18 protein-coding genes and 1 pseudogene are annotated in these 23,843 nt (G+C 40.2%); 5 read left to right on the top strand and 14 right to left on the bottom strand.

Annotated elements, in window-relative coordinates; all coding sequences use genetic code 11:
- Positions 1-132 precede the first annotated feature (132 nt).
- From BWI44_RS05395 to BWI44_RS05440, 10 genes are all read right to left on the bottom strand, one after another.
- Positions 133-1,788, bottom strand: a complete 1,656-nt coding sequence (locus BWI44_RS05395; RefSeq protein ID WP_195209052.1) for a TonB-dependent receptor — start codon at positions 1,786-1,788, stop codon at positions 133-135.
- A gap of 73 nt (positions 1,789-1,861) precedes the next feature.
- Positions 1,862-4,894, bottom strand: a complete 3,033-nt coding sequence (locus tag BWI44_RS05400; RefSeq protein WP_195209053.1) for a tetratricopeptide repeat protein — start codon at positions 4,892-4,894, stop codon at positions 1,862-1,864.
- A gap of 92 nt (positions 4,895-4,986) precedes the next feature.
- On the bottom strand, positions 4,987-5,514 hold the full coding sequence (locus tag BWI44_RS05405; RefSeq protein ID WP_138292955.1) for an NUDIX hydrolase: 528 nt from the start codon (positions 5,512-5,514) through the stop codon (positions 4,987-4,989).
- Positions 5,515-5,541: 27 nt separating this feature from the next.
- The gene (locus BWI44_RS05410) at positions 5,542-6,327 is read right to left on the bottom strand and encodes a Fic family protein (RefSeq protein WP_286812069.1); all 786 of its coding nucleotides are present in this window, start codon (positions 6,325-6,327) and stop codon (positions 5,542-5,544) included.
- A 673-nt stretch (positions 6,328-7,000) separates the two neighbouring features.
- The gene (locus tag BWI44_RS05415) at positions 7,001-7,384 is read right to left on the bottom strand and encodes a hypothetical protein (RefSeq protein ID WP_195209055.1); all 384 of its coding nucleotides are present in this window, start codon (positions 7,382-7,384) and stop codon (positions 7,001-7,003) included.
- 102 nt (positions 7,385-7,486) lie between these two features.
- Positions 7,487-7,819: a hypothetical protein gene (locus BWI44_RS05420; RefSeq protein ID WP_229036146.1), complete on the bottom strand. Its 333-nt coding sequence runs from the start codon at positions 7,817-7,819 to the stop codon at positions 7,487-7,489.
- Positions 7,820-7,893: 74 nt separating this feature from the next.
- A complete protein-coding gene (locus BWI44_RS05425) occupies positions 7,894-8,436 on the bottom strand; it encodes a hypothetical protein (protein WP_138293257.1) in 543 nt (180 codons plus the stop codon).
- A gap of 81 nt (positions 8,437-8,517) precedes the next feature.
- A complete protein-coding gene (locus BWI44_RS05430; RefSeq protein ID WP_138293258.1) occupies positions 8,518-8,967 on the bottom strand; it encodes a hypothetical protein in 450 nt (149 codons plus the stop codon).
- Positions 8,968-9,091: 124 nt separating this feature from the next.
- Positions 9,092-9,634, bottom strand: a complete 543-nt coding sequence (locus BWI44_RS05435) for a hypothetical protein (RefSeq protein ID WP_138293259.1) — start codon at positions 9,632-9,634, stop codon at positions 9,092-9,094.
- 1,172 nt (positions 9,635-10,806) lie between these two features.
- A complete protein-coding gene (locus tag BWI44_RS05440; protein WP_138293260.1) occupies positions 10,807-11,220 on the bottom strand; it encodes a hypothetical protein in 414 nt (137 codons plus the stop codon).
- A gap of 175 nt (positions 11,221-11,395) precedes the next feature.
- Between BWI44_RS05440 and BWI44_RS22350 the strand changes: the two are divergent.
- Positions 11,396-12,041 (top strand): annotated as a pseudogene (locus BWI44_RS22350) (transposase).
- A gap of 48 nt (positions 12,042-12,089) precedes the next feature.
- Here the strand turns inward: BWI44_RS22350 and BWI44_RS05455 are convergent.
- From BWI44_RS05455 to BWI44_RS05470, 4 genes are all read right to left on the bottom strand, one after another.
- Positions 12,090-12,263, bottom strand: a complete 174-nt coding sequence (locus BWI44_RS05455) for a hypothetical protein (RefSeq protein WP_171032208.1) — start codon at positions 12,261-12,263, stop codon at positions 12,090-12,092.
- 336 nt (positions 12,264-12,599) lie between these two features.
- A complete protein-coding gene (locus tag BWI44_RS05460; protein ID WP_138293261.1) occupies positions 12,600-13,280 on the bottom strand; it encodes a hypothetical protein in 681 nt (226 codons plus the stop codon).
- A gap of 2 nt (positions 13,281-13,282) precedes the next feature.
- Positions 13,283-19,489, bottom strand: coding sequence for an RHS repeat domain-containing protein (locus BWI44_RS05465; RefSeq protein ID WP_229036148.1), 6,207 nt, complete (start codon positions 19,487-19,489; stop codon positions 13,283-13,285).
- 25 nt (positions 19,490-19,514) lie between these two features.
- On the bottom strand, positions 19,515-20,672 hold the full coding sequence (locus BWI44_RS05470; protein ID WP_195209058.1) for a T9SS type A sorting domain-containing protein: 1,158 nt from the start codon (positions 20,670-20,672) through the stop codon (positions 19,515-19,517).
- 547 nt (positions 20,673-21,219) lie between these two features.
- Between BWI44_RS05470 and BWI44_RS05475 the strand changes: the two genes are divergently transcribed.
- The 4 genes from BWI44_RS05475 to BWI44_RS05490 are packed head-to-tail and all read left to right on the top strand — an operon-like array spanning position 21,220 to position 23,717.
- Entirely contained in the window at positions 21,220-21,666 is a 447-nt protein-coding gene (locus BWI44_RS05475) for a hypothetical protein (protein WP_195209059.1), read from the top strand.
- Between the two features lie 14 nt (positions 21,667-21,680).
- A complete protein-coding gene (locus BWI44_RS05480) occupies positions 21,681-22,175 on the top strand; it encodes a 3'-5' exonuclease (protein ID WP_195209060.1) in 495 nt (164 codons plus the stop codon).
- 19 nt (positions 22,176-22,194) lie between these two features.
- Positions 22,195-22,995 carry an inositol monophosphatase family protein gene (locus BWI44_RS05485; RefSeq protein ID WP_007661949.1) on the top strand — a complete coding sequence of 267 codons (801 nt, stop codon included), beginning with the start codon at positions 22,195-22,197 and terminating at the stop codon, positions 22,993-22,995.
- A gap of 17 nt (positions 22,996-23,012) precedes the next feature.
- On the top strand, positions 23,013-23,717 hold the full coding sequence (locus BWI44_RS05490) for a ComF family protein (RefSeq protein WP_118476833.1): 705 nt from the start codon (positions 23,013-23,015) through the stop codon (positions 23,715-23,717).
- The last annotated feature ends 126 nt before the right edge of the window (positions 23,718-23,843 follow it).

A 23,843-nucleotide genomic window follows, 5' to 3' on the forward strand; every position in this document is an offset into this window, starting at 1 on the left:
ATTTCTGTTTTATAGTGACTCCTGTCACTGAATTCGCCCGCAAAAGTAGAAAAAAACAATTGTTTCCACCTTATAATATGTGGAGAATATATTCTTTTTTAGTAAAAATGACTTTTTTTGCCTCGTTGCTTGTTAAAAACGGAAACTCACACCACCCACGAAATTGATACCTTCTGTAGGATATCCCCAATAATATTGATAGTCTTTGTTCAATAAATTGTTTACACGAGCGTAAATAGAGATACCTTTGAAAACTTCGTAGCTACCACCAAGGTAAAGATTACCAACGGGATCTACCCGCTCGTTTTCTATTTTCTCACGAGTGATGTGCTGGTATCCGAGGCTGATCAGGACTGAGGAGATCGGTCGGATATCTGCGTGAATGTTTGCTTCGAAAGAGGGCATATAGGCAAGTAGCCAATCTCCGTTATCCTCTTCTATCTTTGCAACTTTCCAGTCACGGTAGACACCTGAGGCGGAAAAAGAGAGAATGTCTTTATAGCTGTAGCTGACCTCGGCACCTGCATAGATGTTATGCATGTTTCTTTGGAACAGTTGGAGATACGATTGGTTGTTGGTATCTACGAAATAGCTTGAAACTCCGACAGAGGCAAGGTTATTCTTTAAATCCTGGTATCCACCATAGAGGTTGAACCATAAACCTGTTACAGGACTGGTCTTGAATCCGAGTGCGGCATTCAGTTGCTCGTAAGTGGCATCCAGTTGCATTTCACTCTGTCCGTAAGGCGAAACGGTTTCCAGTCTGCGGAAGTCATTGGTTCGGCGTCCGCCTGTGGCCTGGGCATAAAGAATGTAACTGTCAGAGAAGATATATTGGGCAGTGACGTCCGGTGATACCCGGAACTTCTTGCCAAATCCGAAAGCAAAATCCACATGGGCGCCAAGTCGGATTTTCCAGTCATCATTCTGATACAAGTAGTAAGGATTGAGTTCTACAGATGTATAATCATCAAAAAGATTGTTCTTATAAAATACATTGTCCATTGCCAGGTCTACTCCTACAGATTGTTCTTCGGAGATAGAACCCATTGCACCTGCTTTGGTCCGTACCATCGCTTCCTGTGCATCTTTCTGAGAGAGGTCATACTGGCGTTCATAGAACATCAGGTTCGTTTCGGCATGAAACTGAAAAGGTAAGTCTTCGCTTGTCGATTTGACTCCAAAATGTACATCGCCCGACAGGAATTTCTGTTTGTTGTTTATACTATAGGGTATAAAGTTGAAATTGTTCAGACCGAAGTTGCCGGCTACATTTAAGTCCACTTTCCGGAAAGCATGTACATAGTCCATACCAACGTGTGTACGGTAGTAACGTGCATCCCATTTCTCCGCAAAACCGGGTACTTTTAGTTTGCCGTCCATGCCGTTCATGTGGAAGTTCAGATTTAGCTTATCGCTATTGGGAAGAATAAATAAATAATTGGCGCGTGCGTCCAGATTCCCATAATTTCCATATCCCAGGCGCGCGTATCCGCGCTGTGCTTTGTCCTGGCTTTCTGCTCCGGTATAAACTTGCATGGTACTTGCGGGGATATTTCCTTCCGGTACTAACCTTGCATCATATTCCACTGCTTTTTTGCTGACAGTTGGCGGTGCCACTTGTGGCAATACATTTACCTTGGAAGCATCCATGATGTCCGGATTATATTCTTGTTCTACCACGACCGTGCGGCTCAGGGTAGTGTCTTTAGCTTGCGTTTGGGCCTGTGCCCAGTTCGGGAAGGCTATTAGTGCCAATGCTCCGAATATATATTGTACCTTTTTCATATTTATAGTTGACGAGGTTTTAGTTGACAAGTTGACAAGGCCTCGTATCTTGTCAACTTGTGTCCTTATTCCTTTATTTCAGTTTTTCCAGTCTTTCATTGATCATCTGTTCAATGTCATCGTCAGCATGGTAATTCTGCTGCAGGCTCAATAAGTATTGGCGTGCATCCAGTTTCTTATCCATGGCTACATATACATCAGACAGCAAAATAAAGCTGCGTGCCAGCCAGTAAGCGTGTGGTGTACTTTGTTCGATGAAGTTAAGTATTTCTTTCTCGGCGGCAGCATACTCATGGGCTTTATACAGTTGCAGGGCAACCAAGTATTTAGCTTCGGCTCCATAGAGAGTGCGTGTATCTTTAGCCAATGCCTGAAGATCGTTCATCGCTTTTTTGTCGGCCTGTTGATTCAAGTATGCTTTAGCGCGGAAATACAGGGCTTCGTTGCGCAGTTCCGGTGTCAGCTTAGCCTCGGCAAGCATGTCTGTAGCAGCAGCGATTGTTTCTACATCATCCTGCATCATGGCTGCACTGCGTAGCATACCGGTTGCTGCAAGCTGGCGACGTTCGGTGGTGGTCGCTTTTGCCTTCAACTGCTTGTAGTCGGTAAGTGCCTGGTCGAAATGTTTACGATTGAATAGTATTTCAGCCCGTGCGATAAGTGCTTCCTGTGAGTAGGGAGTGTCCGGATACTCCAACAGCTTACCGGCGTGTTCCAGTACTGCTTCTTCATCTTTCTGCTCTTTGCCGATGACACACAAGTAATAGTGCGCATTCAGGCTGAATGCACCGTTGGGATAACTTTGCAGATAGCGTATAAAGCTTGCCTTTGCTGGTGCAATGTCTCCTTTCATGTATACCTTTTCAGCAGCGATGTAAGTCAGTGAGTCCTGTTCGCTGGCGTCGAAACGAATTTCCCCCGGTACTTTAGCCGCCAGCTCGGCAAATTCATCTACACGGTTGGCATCCACATAAATGGATTTCAAGTCTCGCATGGCAAGACGTGCTTCCTCGCTACCCGGATATTGTGTTACAACATGCTTGTATGCTTCTATCGCACGATCATAATCATCGTTCTGATAGTACAGCAAGCCAATTTCAGCGGCAGCTTTCCGGCTGACCGGGCTTTCCGGATATTTATCCAGTAACTCTTTGAAGGCTGCGATGGCTTGGCGGCTGTTGTTAGTCTGTACATACGAACGTCCTTTTTCATAAAGTGCATTTATGGCGTAAGGAGAATTCGGATATTTGCCGGAGAGACGGTTGAGTAATGCCACTTTGCCGTCATAATCTTTTTGTAGGCCGGCTACTAAAGCCAACTGATAGAATGAGTAGTCTCCTGCGGGAGTTCCCATATTCTCAGCTTTATTATAGTATTGTTTGGCTTCATCAAAACGGCGAACATGTAGGTGGCAGTCGCCTATACGGTTATAGGCGTCGGCAAGTGCGGTGGCATTTTCTCCTTTTTCCAGTTGTGTAAACTTCAGGAAGCGGTTTTGTGCAAGCGTATAATCTTTTTCGTGGAAAGCAATATAAGCCAGATTATAATATGCCAATGCATAAGTCTCCGTATTCCTGTCCGGAGTTAGGTTCAGATATTCGTTAAAGTTACGGGCAGCTTCCTGCATCCGGTTCAGGCGATAATAAGATTCACCTCTCCAATAGATGGCATCCGCTTTGGTTTGCAAGTTGTATTGCCCCAAAGCGATAGACTGGTTGAAATAACCGATAGCTTCCTGGAATTGTGTATTTGCAAAAGACTGGGTGCCGAGGTGGAACAGGATTTTCTGTTTAGCCTCCAGAATGGCAGCACCCGGATGGGTGATACGTTCGATGGATTTCAGGGCAGCTTCATAACTGCGGGTATTCATATACACCTCTACCAGATAACTGCTGACTTTATCCACATACTGGGAATTGGGGAATTCATTGAGGAACTTTTCGAAAACGGTGACAGATTCACCGAAAGCGGAATAAGAAGTTTCGTGAATACAGAGGGCATAGTTGTATGCGGCCTGCTCCTTGATCTGCATGTTTGCATTAGAGGCGGAAGCCTGTTCAAATGCCATACGCGCTTTGTTTTTGTCTCCCATTTGCAGGTACGACAAGCCCATGTGCAGATAGGCATTCTGTGAAAGCGCATCATTCCCTGTAGCTACTTCCCCGAGGGTATTGGCTGCTTTGGTATACACACCGGAGTGATAATATGAAAGTCCCAGCATGTAGAGCGCATCCCGGCGGGGCGCTTCCTCTTTGTTGTTTGCCAGGTACTTTTCAAATGCTCCCATTGCTTCGTGGTATTTTCCGAAGTGATAGTCCGCATCACCCAGAACACGATACATTTCTGCGGTATATTCATTGTTGGGGTAGGCAGACAAGTAATTCTGTGCGACGATTTCCGCCTTATCATAATTCTTCTTTATCAGATAAATTTCTGCTATATAATAAGGCGCCAATGCTTTATACTTTTCATTATCCTGCAAGGACAGGAAGCCAGTCAGGGCGTCATCGTAGCGCTGTTGGGTATAGCGGATGTATGAAAGGTAATAAGTGCAATCCGCAACATATTTCTTGCTGGTGCTACGAAGCGTCTCGAACCAGATGGCGGCTTCTTTTACATTTCCTGTTTTCAGGTAGCAGGTGGCGAGGCGATAGGTCATGTCATCCCGTTCTTCATTTCCAAGCAAGTCGAGGCGGGAAGCATTGAACATAGCCATAGCTGCATCATAGTTTCCTTCGAAGAAGTATACGGAAGCCATGAGTGCATAAATGCGATTAGCGTATGGAGTATCGGGGTACTCATCCAGATAGGCACGCAATTTATCTATACTTTTCGTATCTTTCAGTTCATAAGCGGCGCATACCAGCATATATTCAGCCTCCATCCGTTCGCCTTCGGCAGGCAATGGTTTGCCTTCAGCGTCTACCTGGCGCACAAAGGCCTGGAGTGGCGGGATGGCGGCAGCGTAAGCTTTTTGTTGGAACAATGATTGTCCTTCCTGATAAAGTCGTTGGGGGGAAGTGATTTTCTCGCTGGTCTGTGCTGTAGCGAGCAGGGGTGCACAGCAGAGAGCCGTGCACAGTATTCGGGAGATTTTATTCTTCATAATACAACGCGTTTTTACAAAAGTACGGGTTTTAAGTCGAATTTGTTACACTTATTTGGCTTTTTTAGGATATACAGGTGTCGGTTGAATAATTATTCGCTCATTTCTTTCAGGAATATTCCTAATCCTTTCCGGATAGACCCCAGTCCGAAATCTTCTGTGCGTATCTCTTTCAATGGGATAAAAAACAGGTCTGCGGCATCATCCATTGCTTTGTAATGCAGCGTATCAGCTACCGTGCAACGGAAAAACAGATCCAGCGTGTGGACAGGGAAACCGGAATACACATATATGTTAGGTAAGGAAAAAAGATATTCCGCCTTATTCACTTCCATGCCTGTTTCTTCTTTCACTTCACGGCGCACTCCTTCTTCTCCGGTTTCGGCCATGTCGATGAAACCGCCCGGCAAGTCGAGTGTTCCTTTGGCCGGGTCTTTGGCGCGGCGGCATACCAATAGTTCGTTCCGTTCATTCATAATCAAGGCTACGGTGGCGGCGGAGGGGTTGAAGTAATATACAAATCCGCAGTCGGCACAGCGTTTTGATTTTTCGTTGTTGATTTCAAAGTGTATGGAGCCACACTTGGGGCAATACTTGAATTGGGAAAGAGGATGTTCCATGAGATTTTATGAGTTTATTAAACCTTTTTATTTTCTACCTAATAACAAAAGAACTTGCCTTCCGGTTTTTGAAATTTTGTATGTTTGTTTGGGACTTGTCCTTTTGTCAGGAAACTCCATCTCCACCCATCCATATGAAAGTAGTGGATCCAAATACTTTAGTCTGTTATCTGAGTGGTTTTTTAATCCCATCATTTCAAAAAGCTCTGTTCGCGGAATTCTCTTTTGCAAAAGTATCAGCATTTCTTTCACTCTATTGTGCACTTTCCTATTTAAGAGATCGCTAACTTGATCGCTAACTTGGTCGCTAACTTGGTCGCTAACTTGGTTTGTGAAATTAATAAGGTCATCAATGGTATTGAAACTAAGTTTAATATCAAGATTGATATTTGGCTTTATAAATGTTTGATCCGCTAAAATATGCGCTGGAATTGTTGTTAAAAAGTAAGTACTATCATCGTCTGTTTCAAAAACAGGTTTGGGAGAACCATTTGCCTCCAATGCGTCATATATAGCAGGAAAGCCTGTGCCTCTCCCTTCTGTTAATTGCAACTCCTTCAGGAAATTACCGATACGTCTGTTTCGATATTCACGGGCTACAATGCTCTCGCTACCTACACGTATATAGGGTTGTCGTTGTGCTTTTGTACCAAGTGTTATGGGAGCGGAGTACATGCGATTGTCTCCTGCAGGACGCCAGAGTACCATGGTGTGGATAATGGTTTCCGGATTCCACCCGGATTTAAACTCTATCCTCTCCCATTCAACAGTGTTGCCTTTTATTAAGTCTTCTATATTTATTGGTAAAGCCATATTCAGTCGCACAATATTTCTGCAAATGTACTGAATGTTGTCGGTATAACAATAGGACAGGTCGGATAAGTGGAATTTTCAAGTCTGTGTCTTTCCAATAATATTAAGGTTCTGAGTTCAGCCTCCCCTTAAAGTTAGTCTCAATCTACTATCACTACTCTCACTTTCGAAATAAATCGTTGATAGCTAAAATATTAGGTGTGAGTGAGGGTAAAGTTTGCGCGTGAGAGTAGGGGCTTACTCTCACGCGCAAATTTTACATTTCTATATCGTAACTTGTTCTGTCATACGTAGTATCCTATCGTATGATGCATATATCGGATGGATCTGTAATCTGATGTTTTTTAGCCTTTTTCCCCCGTGTAAACGATAAGATTGTCATAGTTGTTTGTTCTAATTATAAGGTATTAATTGGTTTTGTATAAGCCATGATTTTGTTTTCTCCTGAGGAATATCCAGTTCACTCTTAGGAATAATTGGATGTCAACCTTGGTCAACAGGCCTATCAACCTTGGTTAACAAGCCGATCAACCAAGGTTAACAGGCCGATCAACCAAGGTTGGCATCCAATAAGACTTACTATAAAGTTATAAATGAGCAGGGTAAAGTCAAATGCTTCCCTGTCTGTTATTTGAAGTATCCATTACATGTCATCTTCCCAATGCCGCATCCATCATCTTCGCCTCATAATCATACCAATCCAGCCCATGCATCCTGTCCAACTCTTCCCGCTGTATTTATAGGGCTGTTTTCCCGAAGTTTCAGTATCTACCTCAAATACTCCTCCGAAAGGATAATAATGGTTCACCTGTTCTGTGTTCCACGACGTTCCGTTCAAACGCATCACCATCCGGTTATTTCCCTGATGATCTTTCAGGTAATAGTAAAATGTTGGAGTTGTCCCGCTCAGAGTGGCATATCCTTCTTCTGTGAGCACCTTGCTCAGACTTCCGTTTTCATAGATCACATTTCCACAATAATCCACCGTATGGGTTTGTGAAATCTGATTTGCCGCATCTTTCCGGTTCCCATTGGTAAATTGCAGTGTTGCAGGCAAATTTAAAGGATTATATTGGATTTTACTAATTTTTTTTTGTTATAATCCTGCTGCATATTTCCGTTGGAGTCATAGAGATATTCCGTTCCGCTTCCCTTGTTCTCATCTGTAAAGTTGAACACGCCGTTGTAGCATGGCGTGCTGTTTCCATCCGTGTATGTTGTAATCATCCGTAATGCTGTTGGCATTAGAACCATGATGTGACTTGCTTTTCAGTCTTCCAAGTTCGTCATAGGTGTTTGTTGCCAGTGTTATGGTATTGTTGCCTAACGTATAATTTACCGATGTGATACGCTCGGCGTGATCATAATTATAAGTATAGTTCTCTTCTGTTGTATTTTTATTGGCTTTACTCTCATTGCTGGTCTGAACATGCTTCACAGTCTTGGGTCTTTCCTGTAAAAGTATAAGTGTTTTCCACAGCTTCGTATCCATCCAGGCTGCCAAGTGAGGCGGAAACCATTCATATTATTTAAAAAAGTCTGTAAAGCATTTTTGGAATTACATATCTATTGTCGATTGAAAATTTGTCCATCCCTATATTCATACCACCAATACAAATCTTTATCCCCTCTATGATGAAATTCAAATTGGTACTTTTGGGGGGCAATACAAGAAATTGTAGTAAAACGTCCTGTTTTGTGAAGGAGTATATTATATTCTACTGTATCTACATAGAAATTATATTCTTTGTAGCTAAAGACGCCTTGAGTCCACTCTCCGTAGTTATAGAAACGAGGACTATAAATAACACCAATTAAAATGTATGGATTAGGCGAGAACCTCTCCGTACCAGATATATAGTCTTTACAAGTATTGAAAGAAAAGGCTATTTTAGTTTTTAGTTCTTGATATTCAGGCCGGCTTTCTGCCTTCAATATGATGGAGTCAAGGACAGGAAATAATATTGTATCCACCTCATAGATGTCCAGTCTTTTGGTTATATAATCCTTTTCCTTATAAGGTTTGAACTTTACAATGGTTTCGTAGGAATTACATCCCCATAGCACCAAAGATAATGAAATGATAAAAATATAGTTTAATTTATTCATAATAATTCTCTGCTTATTTAGGTATATAATTATATCAATACTTCGGTAAAAATTTACCGAAGTATTGATAGTTTATGTTGCTTAAATGAAACTACGCAGTCTCTCATGAATTCTCATTAATATATTATAAAAAGAATCGAAGGGGAAGGTTAAACGTTTACTTGATACAATTATATTTAGTTCAATACTATCTCTCAACAAATAGCAAATAGCTACTTTCTTTTTCCGGTAATATAAATGTATCCACTTCTTGTCTTCATTTACTTCTTCTTTTATATGGAATTCATTTTTTATTATAATATTTTTGATATTAGTAGGAGCTAAATACAACTTAGTTTTGTATAAAACCTCACAGAAACGTTGAAGTTCTAAATGTTTCACTTCATTTACATTGCAATATATCTGAATCTCTAAATAGCCGTTTTCTTGATTTATTTCAGCATAAAAGTTATCATCTTTAGCTATTTCAGCAACTAAATATTCTCTGTCAAAAGGACTGACTATCGAAATTTCATATTTGTTATAAATCATATTTTTTAATATTTTTACGTAATAGATTGGTTTTGTTCCGGGAAATTTCTTCTCTACGCATACGTAATAACATATACATCAAAAAACATATTCAGACTGTAAAGTGAAATAGATAGACCTTATTTTAAATACTATTGATGCCAGCCTCAAAGCATAAAGTAGCTAATAGATTATTTCCAACAATGGCTTTTCCCTTAATACTTTCCAGATACTTATTATTACTCACTATTTTTATGGCATACTCTTTTCTCATTTTAGTATAGTCTACATTCAAATATGGAGAATACCCCCAAATATAAAGCAAATTTAAAGAATCTATTCGGAAAGACTTTTCAAACATTCGTTCTATATCATTACAGGTTAAATCTAAGTAAAACTCACCCAAAGAAGATGCTATGTAAGCTGTATAAAACAAAAACTCAGGATCGTTTATATACTCTTCATCTTCAATAAAAATTTTAAAGGTAGAATTTAAATCCTTTAAATAGATCTGTTTAGTTTCTTTTGATATATCTGTTTCAACAATAGAATACAAATACACATAGATTAGATTGATAAATGTATCTAATAAATCATTTTTTTCTAATATATTTCTTTTCAGTAAAGCAATAGAATATGCATAATTGCCATTCTTAAAATAATCTTTTATCTTTTTTCTCCATTCCATAATATAAAATAATTAGTTATGGAAGAGCTGAATTAGCGTATATTAGCTCTCCAATAAGTTTTTTTGTTAACTTTGTTGATATTTATAGATAATAGCCATGCTAGCCCTACCGATTACCTTAGCGAAAATACCATATTTATCTATCTTTTTCATCATAAATCAACCGTTCAACCATAAAAAAGAGACCAAAACCTCTATCACATACCAATCAGCTATATATAAACATTGTCGCTATTTTGGGAAATCCCTCTTGGACTATTCCTCTAACTGTAATATTTGTACCACTTAAAGATAACTCTTTTATTTTATGCATTATATTCTTATTTATAAAAAGGTAGCCATCTTCTGCTTTTTTGGAATGTACATAAACACTTCTTACTTGATGAATAGTATCAATATCCTAATGATCAATCCTCAAATCCGTTCTATCTAAATGAGAATAATATATATTATTAAAAATGTCAGGTATTAATTTTTGCTCTATATTGTCAATATAAAGCACTTGCTTATAGGAATTGTATATTTCATTTCCATGAGAGTTTATTTGAGCGTTTAGTTCATGAAAGTTACTCAAATGAACAAGGATTGCTGCTAAAAATATAAATTTCTTCATTTTACTTATAATTAGTCCTAACTGTTTTACTATGGTTTAGACCAAAAGGCCTTATAGGAAGTCCTATAATTTTTCTTGCATAATTTTCATAATCAATGACCCCACCTCTAAAGTTTATATTTGAAATATTTCGTTCATCTATCTCATGAAAAAGAGTAGATGTTGTATTTTGTACAACATTTATTTATAGTTTCTACACTTGGAGCAATGACGATTGTGTTATCTATTTTAGAAAACATACTTACTATTTCGGTTAATACTATCATTGTTCTTATTTATTTTCTGTCCTCCAAAACTACTATTTACTCTTAATAAAAATATCTCCTTTCCAATTTATCGAATTTCCACATACTCTCGCGTATTCACCTTGTATGAAAAAACGTTCAAAGAAGGTATCGTTTATAGCCGGAAGATAGATGTGAATAACATTTTTATCATTGTTAAATTTTATTTCTTGAAGTGGATCATATTGTATAATACCAAAACATACACTTCCAAATATAGGCATCGGAGATTCTTTTAAATAAATTATATAACTAAAGGCTTGAGTCTGTTCAGGCTATGTTAAGGACTTATTGTGAGATGAATATTTTAAATTAAAATACTTCAATTCATCAGTTATAACTTCTATTTCCACTTTTCGTTGACAAGGAAAATCGAAAATAACTTGCTTCTTATATACAAGAGTTGCATCATATTCTTGAACGATTTGCATACTTTTCCTGACAATGTCAACTGGATGTTCAGAATTTAGTTCTATGAAATTATCACCAATCCTTTTTATTGAACATTTAGCCAGAGTATCATTTTCAAAAGCAAGATGTGTGCCTTGAGCAATAACGAAATAAAAAGTAGTATCGACTATTGCAATTTCAAAGGTAGCATTATTAAAATAACTTCCCTCCAATTTCGTTTGTGCAAATATTGTTGGTATACAATGGAGAAATGTTAAAATTATATAGATTGTTTTCATCTCATTATTTTTTTTAGAAGCTGTTTAAAAATGAATTAAAATAATTGCGATGTAAGTGTTCATTATATTGAATATCAGTAGGCTAATTGATGTGTTATTTGTAACTTTATGGTTACTAGGACATTAAGTTATGGAACAATAATCAACCAACCTCACTGATAAACAGTGGCAATTTATAGAAAAAATAGTGAATACACAAAAGAGAAGACGAAAATATTCTATTCGTGGCATTTTTGATGCCATTCTCTACTTGCTCAGAACAGGTTGTCAATGGCGTATGCTCCCCGCCAATTTTGCACCTTGGCAGAGTGTATACTACTATTTCAGTAAATGGAAGAATGAAGGTATGATAGAAGAACTGCCAGACATCCTTCATTCTAATGTACGCAAACAATTAGGAAAGGCTGCAAGCCCGAGTTTAGGAATTATTGACTCGAGAAGTGTGAAGACTTTCCATCATGTTGATTCCGATAGAGGGATTGATGGTAACAAAAAGATTAAAGGGCGCTTCACTGGTTGTTGATAATCTCGCGTTCAAATTTCCACGTTTGATCAAAATCCTCGCTGACGGAGGATACGGAGGAACTCTTGCTGATTGGATAATGGATAAATTCGGATGGGAACTAGAGGTCGTTCTACGACCTGATGAATGCCCGTCAAAATTTCAAGTTTTACCCAAACGCTGGATTGTGGAAAGAAGTTTTGCATGGCTTGAAAACTTCAGAAGGCTTACGATTGACTACGAGTTCCATGCAGATACAGCGGTGGCTATGGTGCAATTGGCGTTCTGTAAAATCATGCTTAATAAATATTTCGATTAATTTTTAAACAACTTCTTAATGATGCTATTTTATTATCTATCTTTTCCTTTAGTCGTTCCGCTTCTTTGACATCATCCCATAGGCGGAAGATGAATTCTTTCCGCTACGTTTCAGTCCTAGAATATTCCCATTCCTGTCATATCCGGCATTCGTCATCCGGTTTAGGTGGCTATAGGTGAACTTATATCCTCTTGTGGTTTCGGCATCTGCTTTCTTGGTCATACTATATCAATATCATATTTGATATTGTTTTTTATAAGATTAGCAATGAATGGATTACATACCCTCTTTATAGTAAAGCCCGATACTACCTGAATAATGGAAATAAAAGAAAAATTGTTTATTGAAATCATATATAAGATGTCCGTATGGAGCTTATCCCTTTTATGAGACAATCCAGCGCAATAGATAGGTAGGAATTCCAGTCATTACGTATACAGCTACCGGAATCTCCCTGCACTATATCAGACTTTTCTAACATGATTAAATAGTTCGCAGTCTCCTTAGATAAGTATTGAGGACTATAACAATATGTCAATTTGCTTTTTACTCTGATTGTTATGATACCCACAATAATATTTTTTTTTCAATCACCCATTTATCTTTAATTTTGTGGATACAAATAATTGCTCCTTCACCGCAAAGCCGTCCACAAATATAAGAACTGTACAAAAGTCCAAATTGTTTTTTGGCATCAAAATAGATCCTTGATATCTCCAATACCCCTGAAAAGAGAAAGTCGTACTTCTCTCTTTCCCAAATTTTAATTCCTTGGGGAAATTCTGAATAGTATTTCAATGTGAATCGCTCGCTTTTCCTTATTTTGGATATATTGAGTGGTTGACTTATAATTGAAGTTGTTCTCATTGTATCAAGCACCTCGATATAGCCTTGGTTCGTTAATTGCTCTTTGATATATTCTATGTCTAAATTTTCATTTATACAACTGAATAGAGTATCTAAAACAGCAATAACCAAAACGGTATCTTTCATTTTCCTGTTTGCCTGAACCTTATCAACTTCTCTGAGATACTCAATCGTATCATAGATATTATTGTTGCTATCAGAAGTAGATAATAAAGGAGGAGGGGGAGTTTTATATCCATCTAAAGCGCCCATTTCCTCAACCAAATCATCGAAAATTTCAACAAGCACTTTCATCTCATAGTCATCGGTACAATCTGTTTGACACGATTGCAGCATAAATAATAGTATTGTAATAGCTATATATTTTTTCATAATTAGTTGTTTGAAAATCCGTAAATCATTTTCATTATCACTTCGTTTGATTTTAATATTCCTTGCGATTTGTAATATTGTTGTATTATGGGTACTCCTATTCTTTCCATAGCCCTATTGACATTTCTTTCTTGCCAATGTTGGGTATAATTTCTAGATTTGTTCATTCTTCTTAATGCGGGATAAGCATTCGAATTGTTCATTATTCTATCATCAATAAAATCAATAGAAGATTGGTCTGCATGAATTACAATTTCGTGAATAAAAGTATCCAGTAAATCAGCAATGTCGGAAGATTTCCCTACTCCAACTTGGATATTCATATTGTTTGTCTTCACAGTGAGAAATGTGCTACCTGAAGAAAATTGCCTAGAAGTCTTTGTTCCAAATGATATATCAATACCTTTTTTATGAAATTTCCCATCTTTATTAAATGTAACACCTGCTATTGTTTGTCCTTTCGCAGCATAATTTGCCAATAATGCCTTTCCTTCTTTTGTACTTATGAGAAACTCAAAAGCTTTCACTTGATTGGAATTTACGAGATTGCCTCGTTCATCTTGCTGGTAAAGGTCTACAACACTTATGCTATCGCCGTTTAAGTCAATATGTTTCAATGGATTATTTGCTACATATACATATGGACTCACTCCATAATATTTATCTGCTAGCGGATCCACGACATGCCACCTTCCCAACGCCGCATCATAATGCCTCGCCCCATAATCATACCAATCCAGCCCATGCATCCTGTCCAACTCTTTCCCGTTATACTTATAGGACTGTTTTCTCGAGGTTTCAGTATTCACTTCAAATACCCCTCCGAAAGGATAATAATGGTTCACCTGTTCTGTGTTCCATGACGCTCCGTTCAAACGCACCACCATCCGATTATTTCCCTGATGATCTTTCAGATAATAGTAAAATGTTGGAGTTGTCCCGCTCAGAGTGGCATATCCTTCTTCTGTGAGTACCTTGCTCAGACTTCCGTTTTCATAGATCACATTTCCACAATAATCTACCGTATGGGTTTGTGAAATCTGATTTGCCGCCAGTTCTTTTATCTGCCCCATGGGGACGGATATATTTGCTATCGCCGTCCTGTGCACGACTTTCAGTTTCTTTCCGTCCGCACTATAAGTATAGTCTTTCCGGTTCCCATTGGTAAATTGCAGTGTTGCAGGCAAATTTAAAAGATTATATTGGATTTTACTAATTTTCTTGTTATAATCCTGCTGCATATTTCCGTTGGAGTCATAGAGATATTCCGTTCCGCTTCCCTTATTCTCATCTGTAAAGTTGAACACGCCGTTGTAGAGAGGGTCAGTAGCGGCATCCGTAACATTCTTCAGTTGGTTGCCGTCATACGTCAGAGTCAGGTTGTCAATCATCCCATAGGCGGAAGATGAACTCTTTCCGTTACGTTTCAGTCCCAGAATATTTCCATTCCTGTCATATCCGGTGATAATCTCGGAGAAGCGTCCTGCGTTAGCCGACAAATCCTCTCCTTCACCATATCCGGCATTCATCATCCGGTTCAGGTGGTCATAGGTGAACTTGTATCCTCTTGTGGCTTCGGTATCTGCTTTCCAGGTCATACTGCTGATATTACCGTTGTAGCATGGTGTGCTGTTTCCATCTGTATAGTATAACTTCTGAGTGAATTTCGGGCTTTCTATTTTCTTAGTCCATCCTCGTGTGTTGTAATTATACGTAATGATGTTGGCATTAGAACCATGATGTGACTTACTTTTCAGTCTTCCAAGTTCGTCATAGGTGTTTGTTGCCAGTGTTATGGTATTGTTGCCTAACGTATAATTTATTGATGTGATACGCTCGGCGTGATCATAATTATAAGTATAGTTCTCTTCTATTGTATTTTTATTGGCTTTACTCTCATTACTGGTATGAACATGCTTCACAGTCTTGGGCTTTCCTGTAAAAGTATAAGTGTTCTCCACTGCTTCGTATCCATCCAGGTGATTGGCGGACAGGCTTTGGATAATCTGCCCCTTAATATCGTAGATATTGACAGAATAAAGTTTGGTACTGCTTCCCGGTACCTTTGTGATACTGCCCGCCGGATATCCCTTGACGTAGTTTGGGTTTGCAGTTGAAAATGCAGTTGAAAATTTGCTGCTGTTGAATCCGGGCAGTGTCTTGAATTCGTAGTCATCATAGTAGTTCACTATATGTACTTCGGGTGAGGCCAGCGAGAAAGTGGAACTGTATCCGCTGCCTTCCAAGCCTGTGTTGCCATTGCTACGTTCACAATTGATGATGACTGAAGCTGCCGAGGCGGTATTGGTGTTTTTGCATACGCCTTGTACCGTCGGCCGTTGGAATTTGTCGTAAAGATAGAATGTCCATTCTCCGGCGGTACGCTGGTTTCCATCTTGTGAGAACATGAGACGTCTTGTTTTGTCGTATACGTAATAGACCGGTTCTGCTCCGGGAAGTTTCTTCTCTACGCATAAGCGGCGGGCATCGTAACGATAATAGTAAGCGTACTTCTGCAGGATTTCGTTGTTTCGGATGCTCCACGTGCCACTGCTGCCAAGTGAGGCGGAAGCCATTGGCGGAAGTACCAGTAGGGGATTGCCAAGGGCGTCATGTACGGTATAAGTGTCATAAAATTCTCCATTATTGACTTGCCGTATCAGGACAGTGTTTCCCCGGAAGTCGGTGAATGTGTATTGTTTGTGACCGTCTTCATCTGTTGTTAATATAACTTCCAGTTCTCCCGCCGGGTAAGTACCGGTACAACGGAATTGTTCATCGTTTACAGCCTCATAACGATTACAGTTTAAGACTGCTATCTGTGGGCTGTTAGCCAGATATTCGTAAGTAACCGGGTGTGTCCGGAAATCATTCCCCGGAGGAGTTTTCTTTAATAACTGCTCCATAGGTGCTGCTTCATGTGTATTTTCCGTGTAGGCGTATGGGTCGCCATAATAATTGGCGGAAAGATTGGCGTAGTTAGTGGCACGTCCGTTTGTTGCGGTTGGGATAGGTAACCAATTGCGTGTCTCGCGTCCCAGGCAATCATATTCAAAAACGTGGAGCAGGTTATTCCGGAGTGGAGTGATTTGTTTCTCCAATATTTGTATAGGCTGTCCCAGTCCATTGTAATATTGGGTTTGTTCCAGGTAACTCACCGCTCCGTGTAGATAGTTCCTTGTTGTAATGCTATTCTCTGCTGCACCTTCTCCACGCAGGGTGTAAGTATATTCTGCGATTGTCTTTTTTGAATGATCTGTTATTTTACTGAGTTTACCTCCTAAATATTGATAATTTGTCTCTTCCCCGTTGGGTTCTGTCACTTTAGTACAGCCAATGAGTGGTTCATAATCATAGCATGTGGTTAAGGAACCGGCGGGCTTTTGCCATACTTCCACAACCGGTAGCCACTCGTCAGTGCTTTTGCCGGAAGTACTTGCAATCTGTACTCGTGTGTCTGCATAGGAAGCGCCCTGTACTACTGCAATAGGGTAATTCCAGGATAAATTCCAAATGTAGGCGGTGGGAGAAAGCCGGTTGAGGATTGTCTCCAGTGGATATTCTTTTTCATAGAGAGTGAAGACCTGTGAGGCTGTTTCCTGTCTGTTCCATGAAAGTACTTTGCGGGAAGGCCGTATATTTCCTCTCCCGAAATCAGCGTATTGCCAGTTCAGCAAGATTGTATCTTTGGTATTTATAACCCATTTCTCCATAACCGGAAGACTGATATTTCCGTCATTGGCAATTCTTTGGAGGAAACCACCCGTTATATTGGATGAATAGCAATAATAATGTTCAAATGTTTGGTTTCCGCAAACTGTTTTGGTGGATTGAAGTATGCCATGGTCGGCCAATTGTGTACTGTCTTCCGTAAAACCGGGGAGTATGATCCTTAACGGTGGGGGAAGTATATTTGTCAGGCTGGAATACACTTGGGAACGGTTGTAGGTATATGAAGTTACTTCACGGTGTGAAACGGAATTAGGGTAATGTATGATGGTGATTGTTGTATCTTTGAATAAACGTCCGCAAGCGGTTTCTGTTTCAAAAAAATTAAAGTCGGATGTACTCTGAAAATCTTCTTTGCTTATTCCTGACGCGTCTATGGTACGCAGAATACTTTCTACATAGAATCCCGTTCGTACGACACCTGTGCGGTCAAGAGAATACCGGTTGATTTCCTCTTCTATGGGTTCATAGCCTGAAGGTGTATGTTTATATATGGTACGGTGGATGAGTGGGGCCTTTTCCCAACAGGTTTCTTGAAAATAGCCGCCTACGAACTGCGGGCCATAAATGCGCTTGCATTCTTCGTAGGTTTCCGGACTTAAATTAGGATAATATATTTTGGTGCCCAAATAACGAGCATTGTCAGGGTCGAGCGATGGATTGGAAGATATACCTGCACCCTTGAAAGGATGCAGGCAATTGGATGTGTCATATTCATATACCGTTTTCATTTTTTGCGGGACACCACTCCCGGATACAGTTTCAGTCACTTTCCCATAATATATAATAGCGTTTTCGGCACGATAGCCCGGGATGCGGCAAGAAGTGGTACGGACACTTCCGGTGCTGATGCTGGTAGGAGATCCGATGTAAGAGGCACGGACCCCGGACAGGGAGATGAAGGCTGTTGTTCCGATATCGTCAAAGTTGATGGTACAGGCCTCATTCTCGTATGTGAATTCGGCTGTTTTGCTTTTCCCGGTCACCGGATCGGTCACGGATATACTTTGGATACGTAAACCTATGTTTACCGGAGAACGGAAAAGGTTACAGCGATTAGCCTCATATGTATATGTAGTGATGGCACCTGTCGGTTCCTGGATACTCTCTAAGGCAAAGGCACGGGCACTTGCAAAGTGATAGCTCCGGTTGCCGGAAAGTTTTCCGGAATAGTCAAGGATACTGTTGTGCTTTAAAGTTGTGGTAATTCCGGAGTTGCTGTATCCGAAGAAGTCTTTTTTGTCATCGCTGTAGCTGCCATATTCATTGTAATAAGTAAAGGTGCGCTTGTCAAGTAGCTTGGTGCCAGATGTAATACTGACACTCTCTAAACGTAAGCGTTTGTCTCCGAATAATTTGTCATTATCGAATGTGATGCTACGTACAGTATTGCCAAGCGTGTTTTTTATGTCAATTTTCGCCATACGTATATTGGGAGTTCCGTATTTGCGGGTACCGGAAATGGTAGAAGAGGTAAAGTTTATAGTGGTAGTCCTGCTTTTTATCTGGGATAATACCCGTTGATTAGAAAACGTAGTGCGGTGTATGGCCGAAATTGCATTTGACTGTTGGCTGCTGGTTCCGGTTGCTCCGTTGGTGGTGGTTACAAAAGAGGAAGAGAGGCTATTGGCTGACTCTTCACGTCGCCACGAAGGAATGGTAGTGTAGGTTAGTGAAATACTATCTGTACGATATGGAGATACTATTTTTGAGAGATGCCAGCATGATACTGTGCTATAATTAGGACTACGGTAGAGATTGTCCAGAATGGTTGGAAAATATTCATAACTCATCTGCTCACGCTCTGTGAAATAATAGGTACAGCCTGAAGGAGTTGTTATCAGAAAATCATAAATGCCATTAGAGGTCTTATTTATGCTTTGTATTTTTAAGTTAGTGGGTGGTAATTGTGTAATTGTTCCGTTGGGATTGCATATAAAACTTCCTGAATAACCCTCGAAATTATAATAATACCGGTCAGGACTGGCTTCTTTTTGCAAGTGAACAATGTCCTTTAAATAATCTAAATCAGCACTACTTTCTATTTGCTGGCGGGTCTTCAGCTGATATGGAAGCGACTCGTCCGGTTGTCCGTGAATTACTCTGGAGATGCATCCGCCTGCATTTAGGGTCCATCCCAGTCCAAGCACTCCGGGGATATCGTCTACTTTACATCCGGAAGTATGATATGACATGGATATAGAGAAAGGTATGTCTTTTAGAGATAAATTATATAAAGGGATATGTACGTCGGCAGTTCCGGTATTACGTGACACCGGGTAGTCTACATAACGGTTCATCTGGGCTGCTTCGGGAGACGGGAGTACAGTTTCATCCGAAATGGTACGGGGTACAATATAAGGGGAATTGTCCAGACTGTTCAGGGAAGGACTGTTTGGAGTTGGTATGCTGTCTTGATTTTGAGCATAAACCGGCAGAATTGATACCGATACTAATATAGCGAATAAGATATTTTTCATAATGATGATAAATAATCCGTTTGACTTATTTCTTAAATAGCTTTTTAGCATAAACTTTTTCCCCGGTTGTTATCCGAAGCAGGTATTCTCCTGTCGGATAGCTGTCCATTGAAATAGTTTCATTGTAGAGTCCGGCCGAAAGGCTTGTATGTTGTATTGTCGCCAGTTTTTGTCCTTGCAGGTTGAAGAGAGAAACTGTGACGTTGCCGGATTGTTTCAGTTCGTAGTTAATGTATAAGTCACTGTTATTTTCTATTCTATAATTGTAGTTGATAGTGTCGTCATTTATTCCTTTTTCCAGAGATTTATCCATATTTTTCCATTTGCGTTCGAGTTGTTCTTCTGTTGCCATATCGCGTTTTTTTTGATTGTCGGTGTCATAAGGTAAATCGTAATATTGTTCTTCAGGTAAATAGATAAAAGAAGTGGAGAAATGCTCGTATGGTTTGCTGTCTTGATAAACCGTACTTTTGATAGTTTCTACTACTGGATAACGGTAGCCGTAGGCATACCAACGCCAAGTCTCTATTTCCTGATGAATAGAGTCGTTGGTTAGTAGATATTCTATGCTATCGCAATTTAGGGTGTATGGGAGAGTATCCACTTTTAATAAGGCTGATACATTATCTTTCAGAATTATACTCTGATGAATCTGTTTATGAGTGTGTATGCGAAGGACTTTATGTAAGGTATCTCCCTCAGGTAATATTAAATCACCGGAGGCATCGGCTGTGATGATACTTTTACCACGTTGCCGGATATACATATGTTCGCAATAGCGCCCCTTTCCATCGAAGTAATCACTGATTTTCTGGTTTTGTAAAATAGGGAAGGTTAGAAGTAGTTCAGGCTTCTGATAAGTGATAAGAGTTGTAGGATTTTCATATCCCAGGCAAAAAAGGCTGTCTCCGGATATAGAATGATAATACATCGTACGATGTTCAATGGCAACAAGACTGTCAGAACCTTGCATTGTGTACTTCAGCTGATAGCTCGCATTCTTGAGTTTCAGGTTGCTGAAATCCCAAATTTGTTCGGAACTCATATCTCCGGGTTCACAAGTAGTAACTACATGTTTTATGAGTTGGTCACCACTTCTGGGCATATTGGAGGTAGTGCTTAATGTCTGTGCATGGAGAGACAGAGTAAGAATACTGCCTGCCAAGAATAAGAGAGCTCTCATGTTTTTTCGTATTATTGGGTTAACATAAATCTTTTGCCTAATAAATATGGTGCTTGTGTATTGGTAAATTTGCGAGTCAGAATATGCACTGACTATTTATTTGATGATAATATATCGGTGGATATTATTATGTAACTGCAATATTATAGAAAAAGAATGAAATATCCAATAGTTTGTTTGTATTTAAGTATATAAAATTCGGCATATTACTCTGACTGATATTAAAAGTTATTCGGACTTCCGGAGATAGTTGATGTTATCGTTGTTCGATTCATGGAAAACATTGCGAAGATATCTAAAAGGATCAATTCCGTACCAAGTCCACACCTGCTCCACTCTTCCAATCTCCGTATAGGAGTGGAGAAAACACGGAGTTGGTAAGGAGCAGAAGTGTTTTTGACCAGAATCAGGTCTGTCTTTTAGCTTCTTTGATGTTATTAATTTGTTCTTATTGAGCCATTCTTTCAGAAATAGATTTTGGCTTATCTTACCCCTCGCATCATATTTATTTGTACTTTTGACCCGTAAAACTTTAACTGGAAATTTTATGAAAACTGGAAAAATCTATTTCATGCTCCTTGTAGGTGTGGGTATGGCATTGGCGAGTTGTGGTAACTCTCAAAACAAGAAAAATGAATCTCCTGCAGTAGGTAGCGATAAAGATGAACATGGCTGTATTGCTTCCGCCGGATATATATGGAGTGAGGTGCAGAAAGACTGTATCCGTCTTTGGGAAAAAGGTGTCCGCATGGAAAGTGTGGCAGATAAGGAAAATACAGCGTATATTGTTTTTGCTCCCGACTCATTGCAAGTAGAATTATTCTTCTCCGGTGACCAACCCAATGAAATATTGGATCGCCGTTCGCTGCCGGACGGAGACTATGTCTGGAATGTAGAAGACGATGATACAAAGAATGTCCGCCAGGAGAATGGAAAATGGACAATCAGCCAACGAGGAAACCTGATCTATCAGCAGGTGGACGAGGCTAAGTAATTGTTTGAGATGTTATGGAGAACTTTGCTGCCATAGACTTTGAAACTGCCAATGAACAACGCACCAGTGTGTGCAGTGTCGGGGTAGTGATTGTGCGGGATGGAGAGATTGTAGATCGTTACTATAGTCTTATTCGTCCTGAACCGGAGTATTACTCCTATTGGAATACCCGGGTACATGGGTTGACATTGGCAGATACAGTGGAAGCACCGGTATTTCCGGTAGTATGGCAAGAGATTGCACCGCTTATAGAGGGGCTTCCGCTTGTGGCGCATAACAAAGGTTTTGATGAAAGTTGTTTGAAAGCGGTTTTCAAGACTTACTGTTTAGATTACCCCGATTATGAATTTCATTGTACCTTGAGTACGGCACGAAGGCGAATCAAAGGTTTGCCCAATTATCAGTTGCATACGGTAGCGGCCTATGTTGGATACGAGTTGGAACAGCATCACCATGCATTGGCTGACGCTGAGGCTTGTGCCTGGATTGCCCGGGAAATAATAGAATAACGAAGAAAAAAGTACGAATATGGATTTAGCATCACTTACTGCGGAAGTCTGCCGCATTGCTATGGATGCAGGAAGTTTTTTGAAAGAAGAAAGAAAAACATTCCGTAGCGAGAGCGTGGAAAAGAAACATGCGCATGACTACGTGTCCTACGTAGATAAAGAATCGGAGAAGCAGATTGTTGCCGAGCTCTCCGCATTGTTGCCGGAAGCCGGTTTTATTACGGAAGAAGGTTCGGCTGTGTATCAGGATGAACCCTATTGCTGGGTTGTGGACCCGCTGGACGGGACTACGAATTATATCCATGACAATGCACCTTACTGTGTATGTATAGCCCTTCGCTCCAGGGAGGAACTTTTGTTGGGTGTGGTGTACGATCCTTGCCGGGATGAGTGTTTCTATGGTTGGAAAGACGGTGGCGCTTACGTGGATGGTCAGCGGATACAGGTTTCCAATGTACAACAGATGGAAGATGCCTTTCTGGTAGTAGAACTGCCTTATAACTCATGCCAATATGCCCGTACGGGAGAACACTTGATACATAACCTGTATGGTAAAGTAGGTGGCATTCGTATGACCGGTTCTGCTGCCTTAGCGATATGTTATGTAGCTGCCGGACGTTTTGATGCCTGGGCGGAGGCGTTCATCGGCAAATGGGATTATTCGGCAGCTGCGTTGCTTGTATTAGAGGCAGGTGGCCGGGTGACCGACTTCTATGGAAATGAAAGTTTTATAGAAGGGCATCATATTATTGCTACGAACGGACATCTGCATTCTACGTTGCAACAACTGATACAAGAAGTCCCTCCATTGGGGATGTAACATAAATAAACTACTTAATGAAAAATACTGTGAAAATCTGGTTAGGCCCTCTGTTTCATCTCTTTTTTCCACGTTGTTGTGTGGTTTGTGGAGCTCCGCTTGTAGAAGGTGAAGAGGCTATTTGCACGCATTGTAACATTAACATGCCCCGTACCAATTACCATAAGGTAAAAGACAACCTTGTGGAGCGTATGTTCTGGGGAAAGATTCCTTTGGAACGTGCCACTTCTTATTTTTTCTATCGCAAAGGGAGTGATTTCCGCAAGATACTGCATCAGTTCAAGTATGGAGGACGAAAAGAACTGGGTGCAATAATGGGGCGTTTTATGGCTGCAGAGTTGGCTACAACAGATTTCTTCGAAGGTGTAGATATCATTATCCCCGTGCCTCTGCATCCCCGTAAGAGGAGGGCGCGCGGGTACAATCAAAGTGAATGGATTGCCCGTGGTGTGTCTCAGGTAGTCGGATTACCTGTGGATGTATCTTCGGTGATACGTGAGAAGCATACGGATACGCAAACCCGTAAATCGACTTATGAACGTTGGGAGAATGTGGATGGCATCTTTCGGCTTCGTCATCCGGAGAATTTTGTGGGAAAGCATGTGCTGATTGTTGATGATGTATTGACTACCGGTTCTACTACTACTGCTTGTGCCGATGTTTTTCATGAAATAGAAGGAGTACGCATTAGTGTGCTGACATTGGCGGTAGCCGAAGGATAGTATAAATAATGTTAATATAGAGGTTGAAGCTCTGCATTCAGCAGATTCTGTATCGTTGATGCAGCTGTTTGCAGGATAGAAAACAAAAAAGGTTCGCCGTAATGACGAACCTTTTTGCTCTTCCTC

The organism is Bacteroides sp. Phil13, assembly GCF_001940965.1.
Classification (GTDB): Bacteria; Bacteroidota; Bacteroidia; order Bacteroidales; family Bacteroidaceae; genus Bacteroides; species Bacteroides intestinalis.